The sequence below is a fragment of the Paenibacillus mobilis genome (assembly GCF_058267595.1).
Window position 1 is genome coordinate 244,569 of record NZ_JBZCMS010000007.1, and the last position, 18,361, is coordinate 262,929.

An 18,361-nucleotide genomic window follows, 5' to 3' on the forward strand; every position below is an offset into this window, starting at 1 on the left:
TGACTGGTCAGCGAAATTTCAAGGAGGATTATACATAATGAAGAAATTTTTGATTTGTCTGGTTGTTCTGGTGTTGATGTTGAATATGGCGGGGATCGGGAACAAAGGGTATGCGGCAGCTGGATCATTTAGCTACCAGACGATTTCTCCGGCCCAGGGGGCGAAAGGCGTTGCTGTGGATACCCAAAGCCTGGTGATTACATTTGACCGTCCAGTTAAGAACAATCAGGGGACTATTGTTGTGAATCAGGTCAGCCCGGAAACCGAATACACACAGGCTTCGGTTACGCCTTCACCGGTTGGCGGCTACACCGAGGAAGTTAGTATTTCTTTGCCTAGTGATAAAACCATGGAATATGCCACGGATTATCATGTGACTGTACCGGCGGGAACTTTTATCGATCAAGACAACAATTTGTCCGTTGCCTTTGATTGGACTTTTACAACGGTCCATCAAAACAGCACGGTACCTACGGCAAGTTTGGAAAATCCTCCTGTAGTAGACAGCTCAACCGTAAAATGGACCATGGTTTTTGATCAGGTCGTGAACAGAGGCACCGGTAATATTTATATTAAACGTGCCTCTACGAATGAAGTGGTGATTTCTTTTCCGGTTTCTGACTCTCAGAAGGTTTTGCTGACCAATCAACCGGGTACCTCAGTAACGTCCGTTTTGATTTCGGTCCCTAGGACAAGCAGCATGACGGCTGGTGAAAGATACTACGTATTAATCGATCCGGGAACGTTTAAGAATGAGGATGATCTGCCTTTTGCAGGTATTTCGAGTGCACAGGGGTTGTATTTTAATATTGCGGGAACTCCTGTAACTTTTACACCGCCGGGAACGACGAATCAGCCTGTCACAAACCAAATTCAGCTGAAGTTTAGTCGTCCGGTATATCCGGATCGCGGAAATGTAAGGGTACGGCAGTCTAACAACGGGACAGAGCTTTTCAACAAACCGGTCACTTCTGACGGGATCAGCGGCGGGGGCACTAATACAATCAATTTGAGTTTGCCGTCCTCTCTGCAGTCGAACACAACTTATAACGTTCTAATATCCGCGGGTGCTTTTGAAGATACGGACGGTAATCACTTCCCGACGCAAGATTATACATGGAGCTTTACAACGGGAACAGTAAACTCCACGACACTTGCGATCAGCAGCCTAAGTCCTGCGGATAAAAGCACGGGCGTAAGTGGGAGCCCAACGATCAGAGCTACCTTTAACAGAAGTATTCGGGGAGCTAGCACTAACAGCTTCGCCAACGGAACAAACGGGGTAACCCTGCGGAAGTCGGGAAGCTCTGCGGTTCCGGCGGGAACGGTGACGATCAGCGGAACCACCCTGACCATTACGCCTTCGCAAGCCTTGGATAGAGGCGGAGTCTACTATGTAGATATTGCCGCCAATTCGATTCTCGATGCCAGCACAGGAGCGGCTTTCCCGACTCTGAGCGGCGCTGCCAGCTGGAGCTTCTCCACCACGTCTCCGGATCAGACGGCGCCTATTGTGCAAAGTGCGCAGATGTATTCGAACAGTGTCATCCAGCTCCAATACAATGAGGATCTGGACTCCAGTTCGGGCCTTCTTACCAGCAGTTTTTCGGTCAGTGTAAATGGGGAATCCCGGAACTTGTCTAATGCTTATGTCAGCGGGAGAAGCGTATACGTAACGCTTGAAACGGGTGTTGCGGTAGGTCAGGTTATAACGATCAGCTATAACGGGGGTTCGGTGAGGGCTATTCAGGACCTGGCTGGCAATAAGGCAGTTTCTTTTTCTAGTAGAAGTGTGACAAATGGCGTCGATTCCATCACCTTTAAACCAACGAACGGTTACGTATCGGGGAATACGCTGGTTCTTCAATTCCCGAACAGCCTGAAGACGGTATCAGGTTATGCCTACAGCCAATTTAGTGTTACGCAGGACGGCTCCAGTGTAGGGGTATCCGGTATCACGATTAACGGCAGCACGTCTCTTAGTTTAACGTTGTCGAGTACGGTCGGGAATGGAACGGTGGTTAAGGTCTCCTATTCGCCGGGCAGCTATCCGCTGCAGGATTACAATGGAACCAATATTTCCGGTTTCTCGGATTATTTTGTCCGCAATTCTAACGATACGGTTCCTCCGGTCTTTGTGGGAGCAGCAGGCTCGGATAAACAGGTCACCCTTACTTATAACGAGGCGCTTAGTCCAACCAACATCCCTATGAACAGCCAATTTTCCGTGTTGGTCAATAACAGCCCTATCTATGTAACAGCCGTGTCTATTGCGGATAACCAGGTTAAGTTGACTTTGGCTTCCTCTTTTACGAATACTCAAGGAGTGTCGGTTTCCTATGTGGCCGGATCTCCAGGAATAACCGATCTTAACGGGAACCGGGCGGTGTCCATTAATTTGGAGCCTGTCAGCTACAGCATAACCGTAGACGGGGTAAAGTCGGCTTCCATTAATGGCGATGCTTTGACTATTCAATTTACAAGCAATTTGACCTATAGCTCTCCTACTCTATCTACCCGAATGTTTTCAGTCATGGTAGACGGAACGCAGGTGGAGTTAAGCCAAGCTGTGGTGAACGGAAGTGTTATTACCTTAACGCTGACAGCGCCGGTTTCGAAAACGCAGACGGTAATAGTCTCGTTTATGAAGGGGACCACGCCTCAGGTTTATCAGAACGGAACGGCCTTGGCGTCCTTCAGCAGTTTGCCTGTCACTAATGCGACATCAACGTCTTCGGACAGCTCTAATGCCGGTTTACCTTCCAATTTAACCAGATTGGCTACCGCTGATTTTGGAGTGCAGGGTTACGTATTAAATTCCGGTAGTGCAAGTATCTCCACGGGAGGATCAAGAGCGGGGCAAACGGTCAAAAAATATTTGTTGGATGACAGTAAAACGCAAGCCGCTTACAACTTTATCGCCACGCAGCCATCTTCGGATGATAAGCAGCTGGTATTTGAGGTCCCGAGCACAGAAAAAGCAGCGTATGTCGGCATACCGCTCAGAACCTTAATGGCGGCTTATAATAGAAAAAGCAATGCTTCGTTTGGGGTGCGTTATGGCGATGTGCTGTATATGATCCCTCTCGACAAGGTTCCTTTTACGGATCTTTCCCGATCCCAAGCGTCCAGCTTTTCGAATGCGAACCTTTGGATTCAATTGGAGAGAAAGTCCAGAAATAACCTGAACGTGGTGACAAGCATGAATGGGGTAACGGTTTTGCCGGTTGTTGACCCTGTGGAAGTGTTTGATTCGATCAGCACGACTGCTACGGCCGCGCAAACGGCAGCTGCCATGCCGGGCAACCTCTTGTTCCGGATGAGCGGCACGGCTCAGCCTGAACAGACATCCATGGACAAGTTTGATCAGACTACACGTCAGATTTCATTTTTGCCTACCCAAATTACCAATTCAGGTTCAAGCACGATTGTCGGCGGCAAAATAAGCGGCGGCAATCTGATCGCAGGTCCAGCCAAAGGATATACGAACTACAGCGACATTAATAATCACTGGGCGAAGTCCGATATTGATGAACTGGGAAGCAAGCTGATTGTGGATACCCGCAACGGCCCGGGGTTCCTTCCAAAGGCGAACATCACACGCGCTGAATTCGCCAGCTTTATCGTTAAAGGGCTGGGTCTGACGCCGGACAATAACAGCGCCCGCCAATTCGCGGACGTATCCGGCTCATCACCGGCTTCCCCTTACATTGGAGCGGCCGTTCAGGCGGGCATCGTTACGGGCGTTACAAGTACGGCTTTTAAACCGAACAGTAATATCACCCGTGAACAAATGGCCTTGATGATGGTTAGAGCGATGTCGGCTGCCGGAAAAAGCATAACCATAAGCGGAACGCCCGCCCAGCAATTGTCAAAATTCAAAGACAGCAAGTCTATAGCGGATCCAAGTACGGTAGCTAAAGCGGTATCTGCAGGCATTATTCAGGGGACAAGCGCGGGAACCTTTAATCCGAAAGGAACGGCCACCCGCGCAGAGGCTGCCGTCATGCTTAAACGGGTTCTGGATAATCTGGGTTATTTGCAGTAACCTGTAAAACACAGGTTTCCTATCGAAGAAAATCAAGGCAGAAAAGATCAAATTACATGAGCCACTCTTATCCTCGCGGGGAAAGAGTGGCTCTTTTTTTGTTTTATTTTCCCATTTCAAGATTTTCCCTTAACATAAATTTCACTAGATTTCGTAACTTTTTTGTCATTTTGTAGTCTATTAATCTAGAGGAAGTATTCCTGACTTGGTAGTTTGAGGGGAAAAAGCCGTAAATAGACTGGGGAATAGATGGGAGAGTCGCTTCAAAAATGGTAGAACAACACGATGCAAAGCCGAAGTTGGTTTGGGGAAAAGCCGGCAGGAAATGGGTAGTCCTTTCATTGGCCGGATTGATTTGGGTGCAGCCCGTTTTGGGGGCAACGCCTTTTTGGGGAAATACATCTAAGATCTATGCCGCTTCCAGCCAAGCGGTTAAGCTGTCGGAAGATATTATTACGTCGGGTGCCAAGCTTCAGAAATACCAATACACCGTAACCCGGTCCGGGAAAGCGGTTAAGGTTTTGGCGGATGTGGTCCAGATTGATTTATCGAACCCTTACGTGAAGCTGGATACTATGACCGGCAAGAACGGCCAGGTCACAACCCGCCAGTCCGTAAGCGGCATGGTCAAGGAGACCGGCGCGGTGGCCGGGGTGAACGGGGATGTTTTTAACACTTCCGGCCAAGGGGTTGCGATGGGAGCCTCGGTTTCCGAAGGAACGCTCGTAACCAGTCCGAATGAGCTGAAGGGGATGTATGCTTTTTATCTTGATAAAAATCGCGTCCCGGCCATCGACAGTTTTACGTTTGAAGGCAGCGTGAAGGCTGCGGACGGGTCCACCTTCCCGCTTACCGGCATGAACAAAGAATCTTATAGAACCGAACCGGACAACGGCTACAGCCATGTCAACGCCATGTACATTTATACGAGCGCCTGGGCGTCTACCGACCGGCCGAAGGATTCTTCAACCACGCCGACGGAAGTGCTGGTGCAGAATGGAGTGATCCAGCAGATTTCGCCGGGTGCAGCCATTCCGGGGCCGGTTCCGGCTGACGGTTATATTTTGCGGGCGCATGGGACGGCGGCGACTTATGTAACTACGCATTTGCAGGTAGGCCAGGCGATTACCTCCAATTATGAACTGCGCACGGTTGCGGGCAACAAATGGGTGGATCCGTCCAATCTGGAAATGCTCGTCAGCGGGCATACGCTGCTTGTGGATCAGGGAAAAGCCTCCTCGTTCACCCGTTCCATTACGGGAGTCAGCGGAGGCAGCGCGGTGGCACGTACCGCCATCGGGTACTCCAAGGACGGCAAATATGCTTATCTGATTACCGTTGAGGAAAATGATAACAGCAGCGGCATGAAATTAACCGAGCTGCAGAGCTTTATGACCAGCATCGGAGTCTGGAAGGGTCTCGACCTGGATGGAGGCGGTTCAACGACCCTGGTTTCCCGCCCGCTCGGCGAAACGGCCGCAGCTTTGACGTTTACGACGTCAAACGGAGGAACCACGCAGCGGCAGGTGGCCAACGGCGTCGGCGTTTATACGACCGCACCGCAAGGTACGCTGAAAGGGTTGACCGTGAGCGGCACACAAACGCTGCTGATCGGCCAGGAAGCCAATTATTCGCTGAAAGGTTATGACACTTATTATAACCCGATAGATACATCCACCATTAGTCCGGCCTGGAAATCCAGCAACGGCAACGTGGTATGGACCGGCAGCGCATTTAAGGCGGTGCTGCCGGGAACGGCCCAATTGACGGCCGTGAGCGGCCAGGCTTCCGCCAGCACGAAGGTTACGGTTCTCGGCGCGGACAGCCTTAGCAGCCTGAGCCTGGGTGCGCAAAGCGGACCGCTGCAGGCCGGCGCTCAGGTTACGATTACACCGACGGCAAAGCTGACGAGCGGCAGTACGGTCGACGTGCCGGCCAGTGCTTTGAAGTGGGAGTTCAAAGGCATGAAAGCGAGCGTCGGCGGAGGGGTCTTGACGATCAGCTCGGTTGATCCCGGCGCTAAAGTGGCTTACGCGATTGCCCGCTATGACGGCTTCAGTTCCGTCATTACGTTCAGCGCGGCGGGAAGCCAGTCGTGGGAGGATTTTGAGAACCTCGCCTACAGCATCGGGTTTACAGGCAGCCCTGCACAGGTAACGGGGCAGGCGCAGGTCGTAAGCAGCGGGGACAGCCACGGAAAAGTGCTGCAGCTGAACTACGACATGACGGCGGGAACCGGCAGCCGGTTCGCTTATGCCCAGTTTAACGGAACAAGCGGGCGTGCAATTCCGAACGGAGCGTCGGCGATGTCGATCGATGTGCTGGGCGATTCCAGCCTGAACTGGCTCCGGGCCGAAATCGACAACAACGGTAAAACCGCCTACGTCGACCTGGCGAAGAAGGTAGATTGGAGCGGCTGGAAGAATATCAACATCGACTTAAGCTCATTTGGACTGGCTTCCGGCGCCAAGCTGAAACGGATTTACCTGGTGAATCTGGAGGACGGCCAGGATGAACGTGCGATGACCGGCAGCGTTTCGCTCGATAATATCAAATTTACGGTACCTTCTGGCGGAGACGATTTGTATCCGGATGCCCAAATGACGATGACCGTAGGACAGAAAGCATATTTCCTTAACGGACAGAAAAAAGCCTTTGACGCCGCACCGGTCGTTAAGGACGGGACAACTTACGTGCCGATCCGCTACGTAGTGGACTCCTTTGGAGGAAGCGCGGGATGGACGGCCGCCGATAAGCGGATTACGGTGCTTCGCGGCAGCGCGCTGATCGATTTGTTCGTAGGCCGCAAAGACTATGTTTTGAATGGCAGCCGCCAGGCCGCCGAGGTGACGCCTTTGATCGTTAACGGTAGGACTTTAGTCCCTCTGAGATTGGTGTCGGAGCGTCTAGGCATCTCTGTAAAATGGGAACAGAAAACGAAGCTTATTACCCTGGAATCATGATATGATAGGTTTGATAATTACACGGATGTAAAAGAATGGAGATTGGGCCTACGTGGATTTTCAAACCGATGCGATCGACCGCGTCATTAAAAATGCGATAAACGTCATGCAGGACAGCAAAATGCAAATGATCGAAATCCTCGATGCCGCTCAGTCCGAGCTGAAAATGCTGAGCTCTGAGCTTCAGCAGGTAATGAAAGAGACGGCTGAAACCGTTGAAAAGGTGGATCAGCTCGAACTGAATTACCGCCGCTCAAGAATCCGGCTGACGGAAGTCAGCCGGGATTTTGTGCGTTACAAGGAAGAGGATATCAAGCAGGCCTACGAGAAGGCCACGCAGCTGCAGCTGGATCTGCTCATTTACAGGGAAAAGGAAATGTACCTGAAGGCCCGCAGGGACGAACTTCAGAAGCGGGCGCGCAATGTCGAACGCTCCGTGGAACGGGCGGAAACCATAGGCACACAAATGAATGTGGTGCTGGAATACCTGTCAGGCGAGCTCGGTCAGGTCACGCGAATCTTGGAGTCGGCCAAGAACCGGCAGCTGATCGGCCTGAAGATCATTTTGGCCCAGGAAGAAGAACGCAAACGGATCTCCCGGGAAATTCACGATGGTCCTGCCCAATTGCTCGCTAATATGGTGCTAAGGACGGAAATTGTCGAAAGAATGCTCATGAAGCAGGATTTTAACACGGTAAGGGACGAAATAATAGATTTGAAGCAGCAAGTCAGATCCAGCCTGGAAGAGATGCGCAAGGTCATTTTCAATTTACGTCCGATGGCCTTGGATGATTTGGGGCTGATCCCTACACTGCGCAAATATGTTCACGATTTCGAAGAAAAATCCAAAATCAGAGCCACTTTTGAAACGAGAGGTAAAGAGCAGCGGTTGTCATCTGCAATGGAAGCGGCTATATTCCGTCTTGTACAGGAAGCTCTTAACAATGCGGCCAAACATGCCTATCCTACCTTTGTCGGTGTCGAAATTACTTATCAAGCACAGATGATAAAAATCGTGGTACAGGATAATGGTCTTGGCTTTAAAGTGGACTTACTAGAGCAGAAGACCAAAGAACACTCTCATTTTGGCTTGATAGGAATGCGTGAACGGGTTGAGCTGCTCGATGGCCGAATGGAGATTGAGTCGGCGGAAAACCAGGGAACGAAAATTATTATTCATATTCCGACAAACGTAGGAAAAGAGAAGGGAGCAATAGGAGATGGAGCAGAGTAACTTACAGGAAAACAAGACTATAAAAGTGCTTTTGGCGGACGATCACCAGTTGTTTCGTGAAGGCTTGAAACGGATTTTAAATATGGAGGAAGACATCGAGGTTGTCGGGGAATGCAGCGATGGATCGCAGGTTTTGGAAGCCTGCAGCCGTTTTTCTCCGCAAATCGTGCTGATGGACATCAATATGCCGGGCACAAACGGTGTAGATGCGACTGAGCAGCTGCGCGAAGCGATGCCTGAAATTAAAATCATTATTTTATCCATCCATGATGATGAAAGTTATGTGTTTGAAACGCTGCGCAAAGGCGCCACCGGTTATTTGCTGAAGGATATGGAAGCCGAGTCGCTGATTAACGCGATCCGTTCCGTAGCGGAAGGACATGCCTTTATTCATCCGAAAGTGACGGGCAAGCTCATTCAGCAGCTCCGCCGGATGGAATACCTGCATGAAACCGGAGCGATTGCCGAAGACGGCACGCTGCGTGAAGCCGGGGTCAAGTTCGTGGCCGGCGACGATAACCCGCTTACCCGCCGTGAAGCGGAGGTGCTTCGCCTGATGGCTGAAGGCCGCAGCAATAAAATGATCGGCGAACATCTGTTTATCAGCGAAAAGACGGTGAAAAACCACGTCAGCAGCATTTTGCAGAAGATGGAAGTTGACGACCGCACCCAGGCGGTTATCAATGCCATTAAGTTTGGTTGGGTAACCTTGTAACAACGGTAAAAACATCTATGCGGTTTTAACCGGCAGCAGGTTCAACTCATTGGCTGGAGTTGGAAGCTGGAGCTAAGAGCTAAGATCTAAGATTCGGAGCCAAAAGCCGGGTTAGCCCAGTAACCGCTTTTCCCATGGCCGCATATATTATCTTAGTTTAAAACTAAGGTTCCGCGGCAGGCGGCTTATGCTTTTCAAAAGCACTTCCGCCTGAACATCGGGGAGGTGGACTCCATGATCATGTTGGCTTTATGGATTGTTGCCGGATATGTTTTGGCCGCATTGGCCGTGCATGGGTTTTATCGCCGGTCGTTAAACAAGACGACTGCCGGCGAACGGCGTTTTGTTCATTATGTATTGGTGACGCGAAATCATGGGCGGCAGGTGGAATGGTATTTACGCGCCATTTCCTGGTACGCCAAATTGACCAGCATCCCTCATCTGGTAACGCTGGTGGATGAAAACTCCGAGGATGATACGGTAGCCATCGCTGAGCGAATGGGGAAATCGGAAGAGATGGAGCTGCAGGTCATCCTTTTTTCAGGGGAGCTGTCCAGGGAAGACTTGGCCCAGCATTCGCCCGAGCTCCAAACGGATGGATTCAAGTTTATCGATCTTCGCCAGCCCGGGGAGGCTTCCAAAATTCCCTATGTACATGTCGTTTAATTTCATACTCCGTTTCTGGATTTGGAAGAACAAAAGAAACGCCGGGTGAAGCACACTCTACAAGTTTTGAACTTGGAGTGTGCTTTTTTTGTTGCTTGGAACGCATGAAATTTAGAGGGGTAAGGGCCGCGCCGGTTCACTCTTAAAAATCAAATTATTGCAATGCAAAAGGAGGAGCGAAAGATGAAAGTTTCCTTGTATGTGGTGCGACGCTCAGGGCAATGGAGCGCATGGATCAGCCTGGATATGCGGGTGGATTTTCTTTGGTGGACAGGCCGGTCTCCTATGAAAGATTCAAGTATGGTTACGGCGGATAAGCTTATCTTGTTGGCATGCGGCGTCCCGCTGGGGGAAGCCGCAGCTTGGCGCGATCAGTTTATCTCCGGGCAGAGTTTGGACCGATTCACTTTGGAGGATTGGGCACGGTTGCTTTTGAATGGTGGGAGTGAAGGGGGAGGGCCGGGGGAAGCGCAGCGATTATTACGCTTTCCGGTTTGTCTATTTGCTTCGGAGGCGGGGATCCACCCCCGGTGGATGGAGTTGTGCAAGCCGGAGGACAACGGGGAAAAAGGATTCGCCGAGCCGGGCCGGTTTCCGTCGGCGGCCGATGCAGGGCGGTTCGCGGCCCTGATCCCGGGCCGCTCGCTGCTGCAGCCCGAGCTGCGAGGGCTGCTGGAAGCGGAGCTGCCGGGGCTGGCCGGCAGCTGGCGGACCCTCGCGCAGCTGGCCCAGCTTGCCGGGCACGCTGCGCTCATGGCCGGAGTCGCCCCGCCTGAAAGGGGGCGACGTGGGCCCGCCGGCCTGCTGCGCGGGCCGGCGCTTCCCCGCTGCCGGCGCTGCGGCAGCGAAGTGACCCGCACGGCGCCATGCGCCTCGTGCGGGCAAAGCGGCTGCGCCTACTGCGAGGCCTGCCTCGCGCTGGGGCGCAGCCGCTCTTGTGCGCTGCTGCTTCGCGGCAGCGCAGGCACCAGGGCCGCGGCGGAGCGCGCGGCCCGCCCGGCCCCCATCGGTCAGCAGCTCGACCGATGGGGGCTCAGCCCGGCGCAGCGCGAGGCAGCAGCCGCCGCGCTTCGCTTCCTGGCTGGGCGATATGAGCCCAAGCTATCCGAGCGATCCCAGCTATCCCGGCCGCCCTCGGCCTCCTATCGCTCGGGCCCATTCTCCCGTAGCCAGGCCTTGCCGTCAGATCAGCCAATCCTGCCCTCCAATCGTCAGGCTCGGCCACCAGACCAGCAAGCGCGGCCCTCTCACCACCCAACCCGGGTGCCGCGCACTGCAGCGTGGCTTTCAACCCTATGGGCCGGCCTTTCATACCCGGGGAAGCTTGCTTCTACGATAGGAAAAGTGGTCATCCCATCCCCCCCTCCGCCCGCTCGTCCGGCCCGCTTCCTGCTCTGGGCCGTGACCGGCGCAGGCAAAACGGAGATGATTTTCCCGCTGCTTGCACACGTGCTTGAAGCCGGAGGAAAAGCGCTGGTGGCGACGCCGCGACGGGACGTCGTGCTGGAGCTTGCGCCGCGGCTGGCCAAGGTTTTTCCGCAGCAGAAAATGAACGTTCTTTATGGGGGAAGCCAGGACCGCTGGGGCCCGGCTAATCTGGTGTTGGCTACTACTCATCAGCTGCTCCGGTTTCACCAAGCCTTTGACCTGGTCATTGTGGATGAGATTGATGCTTTTCCTTTCCACAACGACCCCATGCTCGCCTATGCCGCTGAAGCCTGCTGCAAAGATACGGGGCATTTCATTTTCCTTTCGGCGACTCCGCCTCCAAAGCTTCAGCGTGATGCCGCTGCCGGCCGCTGCGGAGTCGCCAAGGTCCCGGCCCGTTACCACGGCCATGCGCTTCCGGTGCCAATAAGAGTACAAATCCCCAGCACCGCTGAAAATCTCAACCGCAAGCGGCTGCCTGGCGAGCTGCTGTCCGCCTTGCAAAATTCACTGCGCCGGGAAGCGCAAATCTTCCTTTTCATTTCCCGGATTCAGCAAATTGAACCGTTTTTAACGCTGCTGCGGAACAAGCTGGCAGGGATACCAATTGAGGGGACTTCCTCGAGGGACGAAGGCCGTACAGTCAAGGTGCTTGCGTTTCGCAGCCGGGAGATCCGCATTCTGGTTACCACCACCATTCTCGAACGGGGAGTGACGGTGCCCCGCAGCGATGTTTTTATTTTGGATGCGGACAGCGGGCTGTTTGATGAAGCGTCCCTGATTCAGATGGCCGGCCGGGCCGGAAGATCCCAAGAGGATCCTGACGGCAGGGTTTATTTTTTCTCCAGACAGCCGACTGCGGCGCAGCGTGGAGCTATCAGGCAAATCAAGCAAATGAATCGGATCGGTTTGAGGAAAGGTTACCTTCTGCCTGAATCCAAAGAGCATTAAAGCAGTAAAAAAGAATATAAGGAGATGAACGTTCCATGCCCTCCATGCCTTTTTTTGAAAAGCTTTACTCTTTGCTCGCTCCTCCTGTAAGTACCTGTTTAGGCTGTGGGGCAACGATTCGGTCAACCTCCGCGAAATTTCCGGAGCTGTGTGAAGCCTGCGTCAGGGCCATTCCGTGGATCTGGAGCCCGCGCTGTCCCGTTTGCGGCAGGGGAATCGGCTGTCCGGACTGTACGCGCGGCGAATGGGCGGAGCACCGCTCATTCATTTTGAACCGAAGTGCGGTCATGTACAATGAGCAGATGCGCGAATGGCTGGGCCAATACAAATATAGAGGGCGGGAAAGCCTGGCTCCCCTGCTTGGACGAATGTTGCTTCAAGCGTATAAACTTATGGAACTGGAGATGCGGACAGTCTCTGGGGACCGAGGCTGGCGTGTAGACCTGATTACCAGTGTGCCGGTAAGCCCGTCCAGGCTGCTGGAGCGCGGGTTTAACCAGGCCGAGGTGTTGGCAACGGCAGTAGCCGGGGCGTCGGGACGAGCTTATATGCCGCTGTTGCAGCGTTCCCGCGAAACCGAAAAACAAAGTCTGAAATCCCGCTCTGAACGACTCCAGGATATGAAAAAAGCTTTTATTCCCCTTTGGCCTGCAGCAGAACAATTGAAGCAAGAATTGAATCAGGGAAGCTCGGAGTTTTTCATATCCGGAAAAAATCAACCCAAACAAGCGCTTCGCCTGCTCCTTGTGGATGATATTTATACGACGGGCAGCACTATTGGCGCTTGTGCCGCTCAATTGCGGGAGTTGTTTTTTTCCATGGGCCTGGAAGCCGAGATTTACAGCCTGACCTGGGCGCGTTCCTGATTCATTTTCCATGTTCTTCTTCCGATATAGAGAAATAGACTGGATAGACTTAAACGAAGGTATGAAGTAATCTATATATTAAGCATCGTTTTTTTAACATTTTTGGTGGAGGAATGAGCATGAATTTGGATAACTGTCCTCGCTGCGGAAAACTATATGCAAAAAACTTCATGGGTATGTGCGGCAACTGTATTAAAGATATCGAGATTGAATACGATACATGTAAAACTTATCTCCGTGAGAATAAGGGAGCCCATATGCAGGAACTGTCCGATGCAACGGGCGTCACCATCAAGCAGATCACCAAATTCATCCGGGAAGGCCGAATTTCTATCGAGAACAATCCCGGGATGATGTATCCTTGCGAGGTCTGCGGAACGACCATGCTTCGTGAAGGGAACATCTGCGAAAGCTGCCGTTCCAGGCTGACCCGCGACTTAAGCGCGGCCGCCAAGGAGATTTCCGGGGAAACAGAGGTCCAGGGAACTAATACATACGGGGCATTAAACAAATTGCGTAAGGAATAAAGCTCCATTGTGGGATTGGGCTAAATATCTATTAACATTGTTTTGAACCATGCCGATAAACTTTATATAAAGGTTATCGGCTTGTATTTTTTTAAAGGAGGACTACAATCGTGAAGATAAATGATATTGGACGGCTCGGAGCGGTGAATTCCTATCAGCGTCAAACGGACAATCAGCGTCAGGTTGAAGATAAGAAAATTAAAAAACAGGATCAGGTTTCGATATCTAATGAAGCGTTGGAGCTTCTCAAGTCGAAAGAAGGGGCCGATCCGGCTAAAGCGGAAAGAATACAAAATCTGAAGGCCCAGGTTTCATCCGGCACCTATCAGGTAGACGCCGGAAAGCTTGCCGAAAAGCTGGTGCCTTATTTTAAATCGTTTACCGATAAATAGTTGCGGCAATAGGAGGTTCAAATGTCAGTAGACGCATTGGTCGAAGTGTTAGAACGGCTGGATGAAGAACATCAAAACATGCTGAGCTTTGCGTCTGAGAAACGCAAAGCCATTATAGGCAATTACGTGGATAAGCTCATAGACATTCTGAATCAGGAATCGCGCTGCGTGAAGCGGATCGAACAGCTGGACGAACAGAGAGTGGGAGCTTGTCAGTCTTTTCTTCGTGAACGGGGAATTAAATCCCGGCTGAATCTTAACATGACGGAAATATCCCGTTTGGTGTTTGACCCTGTGGAGAAGCAGAAGCTTCAGGAGATCCAGGCCAAGCTTAGCCAGTCGTTGGATAAATTGAAAGCGGCTAATGATTTGAACCAGAAGCTTGTGGAACAGTCATTAAGCTTCATTGATTATTCGCTGGACCTGTTGGTCGGTCCCCCGGACGACGAAACGACATACCGCCATCCTGGAAACAAGTCTGGCGGCTACAATCGCCCAGGACTTTTCGATACCCGCGCCTGAGCGCTTTAAGGAGGAAAGTATGACATCTACATTTCATTCCATAGAAACGGCAAAGCGAAGTTTGCTGACCCAAACGGCAGCTTTAAATACAACAGGACATAATATCGCAAATGCCAACACGGAAGGATATACTCGGCAAACAGTGAATATGCAGGCTTCACGGCCTATTGAAGCCTATGGCTTGAATCGCTCCAATGTGCCGGGACAATTGGGTACAGGTGTTGAATTTGGCTCGATTAGCCGAATCCGGGATGCTTTTTTGGACTCTCAATATCGGAATGAGAACCAGTCCTTAGGTAATTTTACGATCCAATCGGATACGTTAGCCAAATTGGAACAGATCTTTACTGAACCTTCGGATACCGGCCTGAATACGGTTCTCGGTAATTTTTGGACAGCCTGGTCCACGCTCAGTAAAGATCCGCAGGATGTTACTGCTCGAAAGGTGCTTAAGGAAAGTACTTTGGCATTGACGGATGCGCTTAATCATACAAGCCAGCAGTTATCGGATTTGAACAGCGATTTGACGTCTAGTATTAGCATTAAGGCCGATGAAATAAACAATTACCTGACAAACATCTCAGATTTGAATACGTCGATTACACGAATTGAAGGGCTCGGGGATGACGCCAACGATTTGAGGGACCAGCGTGATCTGATGGTAGATAAGCTGTCAAACATCATTAATATTAATGTCACGGATGGGGATCAGGGATATTCAATCTCTATGGGCGGACAGGATCTGCTGACGGATGGGACCACTGTAACGCCGGTGACCAGTGATCTTTTGGAGGGAGCTTTCGCAGGCAATAACCTGACTAGCGGAGAAGTTTACGGAATGATCTACTCCAAGGATAATTACGTCGCTGACTATACCAAACAGTTAAATCAATTGGTTAACACGATTGCGAACGGTTCCGTTACGGTTACGGTTCCGTCGGGGATCACGATGGCTCAGGATACCGTTGCAGCCAAAGATACAGTCGTGCTGGTGAATGGTGTGGCGACGAATGTGGCTGCCGGACAGACCATTGCTAAAGGCTCTGTACTGCAAAACAGCACGGACATCACAGTGAAGGGTATCAATGGCCTTCATCAGCTCGGGTACACGAAAGACGGCTCGGCCGGACTCCCTTTCTTTACCGCCGCTGACGGTTCTTCAACGCTTACAGCTGGCAATATTACGATGAATCCGGACATTGCAAACAACCCGGATATGATCGCCGCCTCCATGAGACTGGACGAGAATGGCAAGCCGGTGATGGGGAATAACTCGCTTGCTCTGATCATGAATGATCTCCAAAACGGAGTGTTTACGGTTGACGGTACTACCAATCAGTCGACGATCAGCAGTTTTTATAACGGGATTGTCGGCCAACTGGGTGTCCAGTCTTCGGATGCTCAAAGAAAGGTCGAAAATGCAACGAGTATGGTGACATCAGTGGACAACAGCCGGCAATCCGTAAGCGGAGTATCCCTTGATGAAGAAATGTCCAATTTGATTAAGTTTCAGCACGCCTACAGTGCGGCAGCCAGATTTATGACCACTTTCGATGAAGTACTTGATAAGCTGATCAACTCGACGGGGACGGTTGGCAGATAATAATAGCCATTAGATGAGGTGATTTTATGCGTATTACGAATAATATGATGAGCAATCAAATGCTGATGAATCTAAACCGGACGGCTGTGCAGATGAATAATACCCAAAATCAGATGTCGACGGGCCGCAAGCTCAACAAACCTTCCGATGACGCTGTAGGGGTCACTTACTCCCTCCGTTATCGTTCGGAGCTTTCTTCTAATGAGGAGTATCAATCCAACGTTGACAGTGTGACTTCGTGGCTCGACTATAATGATACGGTGCTCAGCCAGGCTAACGATGTTATGACGCGATTAAAAGAACTGACCGTACAAGCGGCTTCTTCTACGAATTCGCAAGCCTCGCTGGACAGCATCAATCAGGAAGTTCAGCAGTTGAAGGAGCAAATGATCGATATTGCGAACAGCCAACTGAATGGCAAATATATTTTTAATGGACAGAACTATACGCAAAAACCTTATGACTTCCCGCAGAACGCCGACGGCGTTTCGGATACGTCTGATTTGACGATTCTTAATGTCGATACGAGCCCGATTAATTATGCGGTAAGCGGAGGAGCACAGTTAACTATTAATACTACCGGGGATCAAGTGTTCGGCAGCCCTAACGATGCTGATCCGGACAGTAATATCTTTACTATTTTTAATAATCTTTCGTCCGCTCTTTCGACCGGAGATTACAGTACCATTTCGGAACAGTTAACTCATCTGGACAATCGGATGGATACGATTAACTCGGCGCAAGCGGAAATTGGAGCCAAGTCAAACCGGGTTGATTTAATGAAAAGCCGTCTCGAGGATTTTAACGCGAACCTGACCGATTTGCAGTCCAAAACGGAAGATGTGGATTACTCACAGATCGTTATCCAGTCGAAAGTTCAGGAAAACGTCTACAATGCTACATTGTCTGCAGGGTCGAAGATTATTCAGCCTTCTCTGGTTGATTTTATGCGTTAATCATGAGAGGAGGAGTCTAGTTGGTTCCGATCCTGGGCATTCGCCAGACCAATGCGCTTATCGGAATAGATGCCGATCTCGGGCAGTATTCCATACGTCAGCCTAAGGCAGATCTTGAAATCCGCCAGCAGCCGGCGGAACTTGAACTCCATCAGCAGCCAGCTGATTTACATGTGGATCAGTCGCGTGCTTTCGCCGCTTACACTGGCGGGAATTTTCTGGATACGCTGACGCGGATGAACGGCAATATCAAACAGCTTTTTCTGCAGGGGCTTGCCAAACGGGTAGAAGAGGGCAACAGAATGGCTGCCTTCTATAAACCGGGGAATACGATTCCGGAAATTCTGGACGGGGACTGGAATGACAATCCCTTTGTAGAATTTCGGGGCGAAGCATCCCGGGCCAATGTGGACATTTCCTTTACTCCGCACCCCACCCAAGTGGAGGTCCGGACGCATAAACCTGACATCAGCGTTCAGATCAATAAACCGGAAATTGAGTATACCCGAGGGAAGCTGGACATTTATATGAGGCAGTACCCTTCAATACAATTTATTCCGCCTGCTTTAGATATCCAAATGTAAGAAACTAGCTATAGAGGAACTTTACTATTCCGTCTATAGCTTTTTTATGTAAACCCGTTATAGGAGCGATGTAGGATGAATATTGAAACCGCGGCCTGGGGCCGAATCGACATTGACGAAAATCAGATTTATTCCTTTCCAAAAGGAATACCTGGCTTCGAGCACGAAATACAATTTGCTTTAATTGAGCTGCCGGACGGCCCATTTAGTTATTTACAGTCCGTTAAGGAAGAGAATCTGTCTTTTTTATTGACGAATCCTTTTCAATTTTATCCGAAATATGAATTTGAGCTTCCGGATGCGGATGCGGAGGAACTGGAAATTGCCGGGGAGCTTCTAGTGCGTTCTGTAGTTACCTTGAGAGAACCGATGGATCAATCGACTATGAATTTGTTGGCTCCGGTGGTCATGAACCCCGTCAAACGGATCGGTAAGCAGATCGTACTCCATCAATCGGTTTATCAGACTCGTCACCCTTTGTTTTCGGTGTCTGCACAAAAACTAAATACCGGAAGGGGCGGTGAATGAAGTGCTTGTATTGTCCAGAAAAAAAGGAGAATCGATCATCATTGGCGATGAAATCGAAATTACAGTACTAAGCGTAGAAGGCGAACTGGTGAGAATAGGCATTTCTGCCCCTAAACACGTAGATATCCTCCGGAAAGAAGTCTATTTATCGATTCAGGAGTCCAATCGCGAGTCAGCAGCTCCCGATTCGAAGGGCATCCAGGAGCTGCTGAACCGTTTTCATTCGCCCCAGGATTAAGTATTTAGCAAAATTGGCCAAAATTTTTTGAATTAGCTATAAACAAGTCTACAGCGATAAACGATATAAATATTAGGTGCCAGTGAGGGGCGGCCGACCCACAAGCTGGTGTCACCACATGGACGTGGATATAACCAAAT

At 50.8% G+C, this 18,361-nt stretch carries 15 protein-coding genes; all 15 read left to right on the forward strand.

Features of this window, described 5'->3' with window-relative positions; translation table 11 throughout:
* The first annotated feature begins 37 nt into the window (after positions 1-37).
* The 15 genes from AC3ZPD_RS15020 (at position 38) to csrA (ending at position 18,221) form a co-directional block, all read left to right on the forward strand.
* On the forward strand, positions 38-4,048 hold the full coding sequence (locus AC3ZPD_RS15020; protein WP_490985087.1) for a SwmB domain-containing protein: 4,011 nt from the start codon (positions 38-40) through the stop codon (positions 4,046-4,048).
* A 269-nt stretch (positions 4,049-4,317) separates the two neighbouring features.
* A complete protein-coding gene (locus AC3ZPD_RS15025; RefSeq protein WP_490985088.1) occupies positions 4,318-7,011 on the forward strand; it encodes a stalk domain-containing protein in 2,694 nt (897 codons plus the stop codon).
* A 52-nt stretch (positions 7,012-7,063) separates the two neighbouring features.
* Positions 7,064-8,245: a sensor histidine kinase gene (locus AC3ZPD_RS15030; protein WP_490985089.1), complete on the forward strand. Its 1,182-nt coding sequence runs from the start codon at positions 7,064-7,066 to the stop codon at positions 8,243-8,245.
* Positions 8,232-8,960, forward strand: coding sequence for a response regulator (locus AC3ZPD_RS15035; protein WP_490985090.1), 729 nt, complete (start codon positions 8,232-8,234; stop codon positions 8,958-8,960). Before AC3ZPD_RS15030 ends, AC3ZPD_RS15035 begins: the two co-directional genes overlap by 14 nt.
* Positions 8,961-9,194: 234 nt before the next feature.
* Positions 9,195-9,626 carry a hypothetical protein gene (locus AC3ZPD_RS15040; protein WP_490985091.1) on the forward strand — a complete coding sequence of 144 codons (432 nt, stop codon included), beginning with the start codon at positions 9,195-9,197 and terminating at the stop codon, positions 9,624-9,626.
* Positions 9,627-9,809: 183 nt separating this feature from the next.
* Positions 9,810-12,005, forward strand: coding sequence for a helicase-related protein (locus AC3ZPD_RS15045; RefSeq protein WP_490985092.1), 2,196 nt, complete (start codon positions 9,810-9,812; stop codon positions 12,003-12,005).
* A gap of 35 nt (positions 12,006-12,040) precedes the next feature.
* Entirely contained in the window at positions 12,041-12,871 is an 831-nt protein-coding gene (locus AC3ZPD_RS15050; protein ID WP_490985093.1) for a ComFC family protein, read from the forward strand.
* A 119-nt stretch (positions 12,872-12,990) separates the two neighbouring features.
* A complete protein-coding gene (locus tag AC3ZPD_RS15055) occupies positions 12,991-13,398 on the forward strand; it encodes a flagellar protein (RefSeq protein WP_490985094.1) in 408 nt (135 codons plus the stop codon).
* Between the two features lie 110 nt (positions 13,399-13,508).
* Entirely contained in the window at positions 13,509-13,790 is a 282-nt protein-coding gene (gene flgM, locus AC3ZPD_RS15060; RefSeq protein WP_490985095.1) for a flagellar biosynthesis anti-sigma factor FlgM, read from the forward strand.
* Positions 13,791-13,811: 21 nt separating this feature from the next.
* Positions 13,812-14,312 carry a flagellar protein FlgN gene (locus AC3ZPD_RS15065; RefSeq protein ID WP_490985096.1) on the forward strand — a complete coding sequence of 167 codons (501 nt, stop codon included), beginning with the start codon at positions 13,812-13,814 and terminating at the stop codon, positions 14,310-14,312.
* 19 nt (positions 14,313-14,331) lie between these two features.
* Entirely contained in the window at positions 14,332-15,915 is a 1,584-nt protein-coding gene (flgK, locus tag AC3ZPD_RS15070; RefSeq protein WP_490985097.1) for a flagellar hook-associated protein FlgK, read from the forward strand.
* A 26-nt stretch (positions 15,916-15,941) separates the two neighbouring features.
* Positions 15,942-16,871, forward strand: coding sequence for a flagellar hook-associated protein FlgL (flgL, locus tag AC3ZPD_RS15075; RefSeq protein WP_490985098.1), 930 nt, complete (start codon positions 15,942-15,944; stop codon positions 16,869-16,871).
* Positions 16,872-16,891: 20 nt separating this feature from the next.
* The gene (locus AC3ZPD_RS15080; RefSeq protein ID WP_490985099.1) at positions 16,892-17,455 is read left to right on the forward strand and encodes a DUF6470 family protein; all 564 of its coding nucleotides are present in this window, start codon (positions 16,892-16,894) and stop codon (positions 17,453-17,455) included.
* A gap of 75 nt (positions 17,456-17,530) precedes the next feature.
* The gene (gene fliW, locus AC3ZPD_RS15085; RefSeq protein ID WP_490985100.1) at positions 17,531-17,983 is read left to right on the forward strand and encodes a flagellar assembly protein FliW; all 453 of its coding nucleotides are present in this window, start codon (positions 17,531-17,533) and stop codon (positions 17,981-17,983) included.
* A 1-nt stretch (position 17,984) separates the two neighbouring features.
* The gene (gene csrA, locus AC3ZPD_RS15090) at positions 17,985-18,221 is read left to right on the forward strand and encodes a carbon storage regulator CsrA (RefSeq protein ID WP_490985172.1); all 237 of its coding nucleotides are present in this window, start codon (positions 17,985-17,987) and stop codon (positions 18,219-18,221) included.
* Positions 18,222-18,361: the final 140 nt, after the last annotated feature.

What these genes read in the sequence shown, in the direction of transcription:
- AC3ZPD_RS15045 (WP_490985092.1), top strand. Translation starts at nt 9,810, where the DNA reads ATGAAAGTTTCCTTGTATGTGGTGCGACGCTCAGGGCAATGGAGCGCA.
- AC3ZPD_RS15020 (WP_490985087.1), top strand. Translation starts at nt 38, where the DNA reads ATGAAGAAATTTTTGATTTGTCTGGTTGTTCTGGTGTTGATGTTGAAT.
- AC3ZPD_RS15065 (WP_490985096.1), top strand. Translation starts at nt 13,812, where the DNA reads ATGTCAGTAGACGCATTGGTCGAAGTGTTAGAACGGCTGGATGAAGAA.
- AC3ZPD_RS15040 (WP_490985091.1), top strand. Translation starts at nt 9,195, where the DNA reads ATGATCATGTTGGCTTTATGGATTGTTGCCGGATATGTTTTGGCCGCA.
- AC3ZPD_RS15035 (WP_490985090.1), top strand. Translation starts at nt 8,232, where the DNA reads ATGGAGCAGAGTAACTTACAGGAAAACAAGACTATAAAAGTGCTTTTG.
- AC3ZPD_RS15025 (WP_490985088.1), top strand. Translation starts at nt 4,318, where the DNA reads ATGGTAGAACAACACGATGCAAAGCCGAAGTTGGTTTGGGGAAAAGCC.
- AC3ZPD_RS15050 (WP_490985093.1), top strand. Translation starts at nt 12,041, where the DNA reads ATGCCCTCCATGCCTTTTTTTGAAAAGCTTTACTCTTTGCTCGCTCCT.
- flgL (WP_490985098.1), top strand. Translation starts at nt 15,942, where the DNA reads ATGCGTATTACGAATAATATGATGAGCAATCAAATGCTGATGAATCTA.
- AC3ZPD_RS15055 (WP_490985094.1), top strand. Translation starts at nt 12,991, where the DNA reads ATGAATTTGGATAACTGTCCTCGCTGCGGAAAACTATATGCAAAAAAC.
- fliW (WP_490985100.1), top strand. Translation starts at nt 17,531, where the DNA reads ATGAATATTGAAACCGCGGCCTGGGGCCGAATCGACATTGACGAAAAT.
- flgK (WP_490985097.1), top strand. Translation starts at nt 14,332, where the DNA reads ATGACATCTACATTTCATTCCATAGAAACGGCAAAGCGAAGTTTGCTG.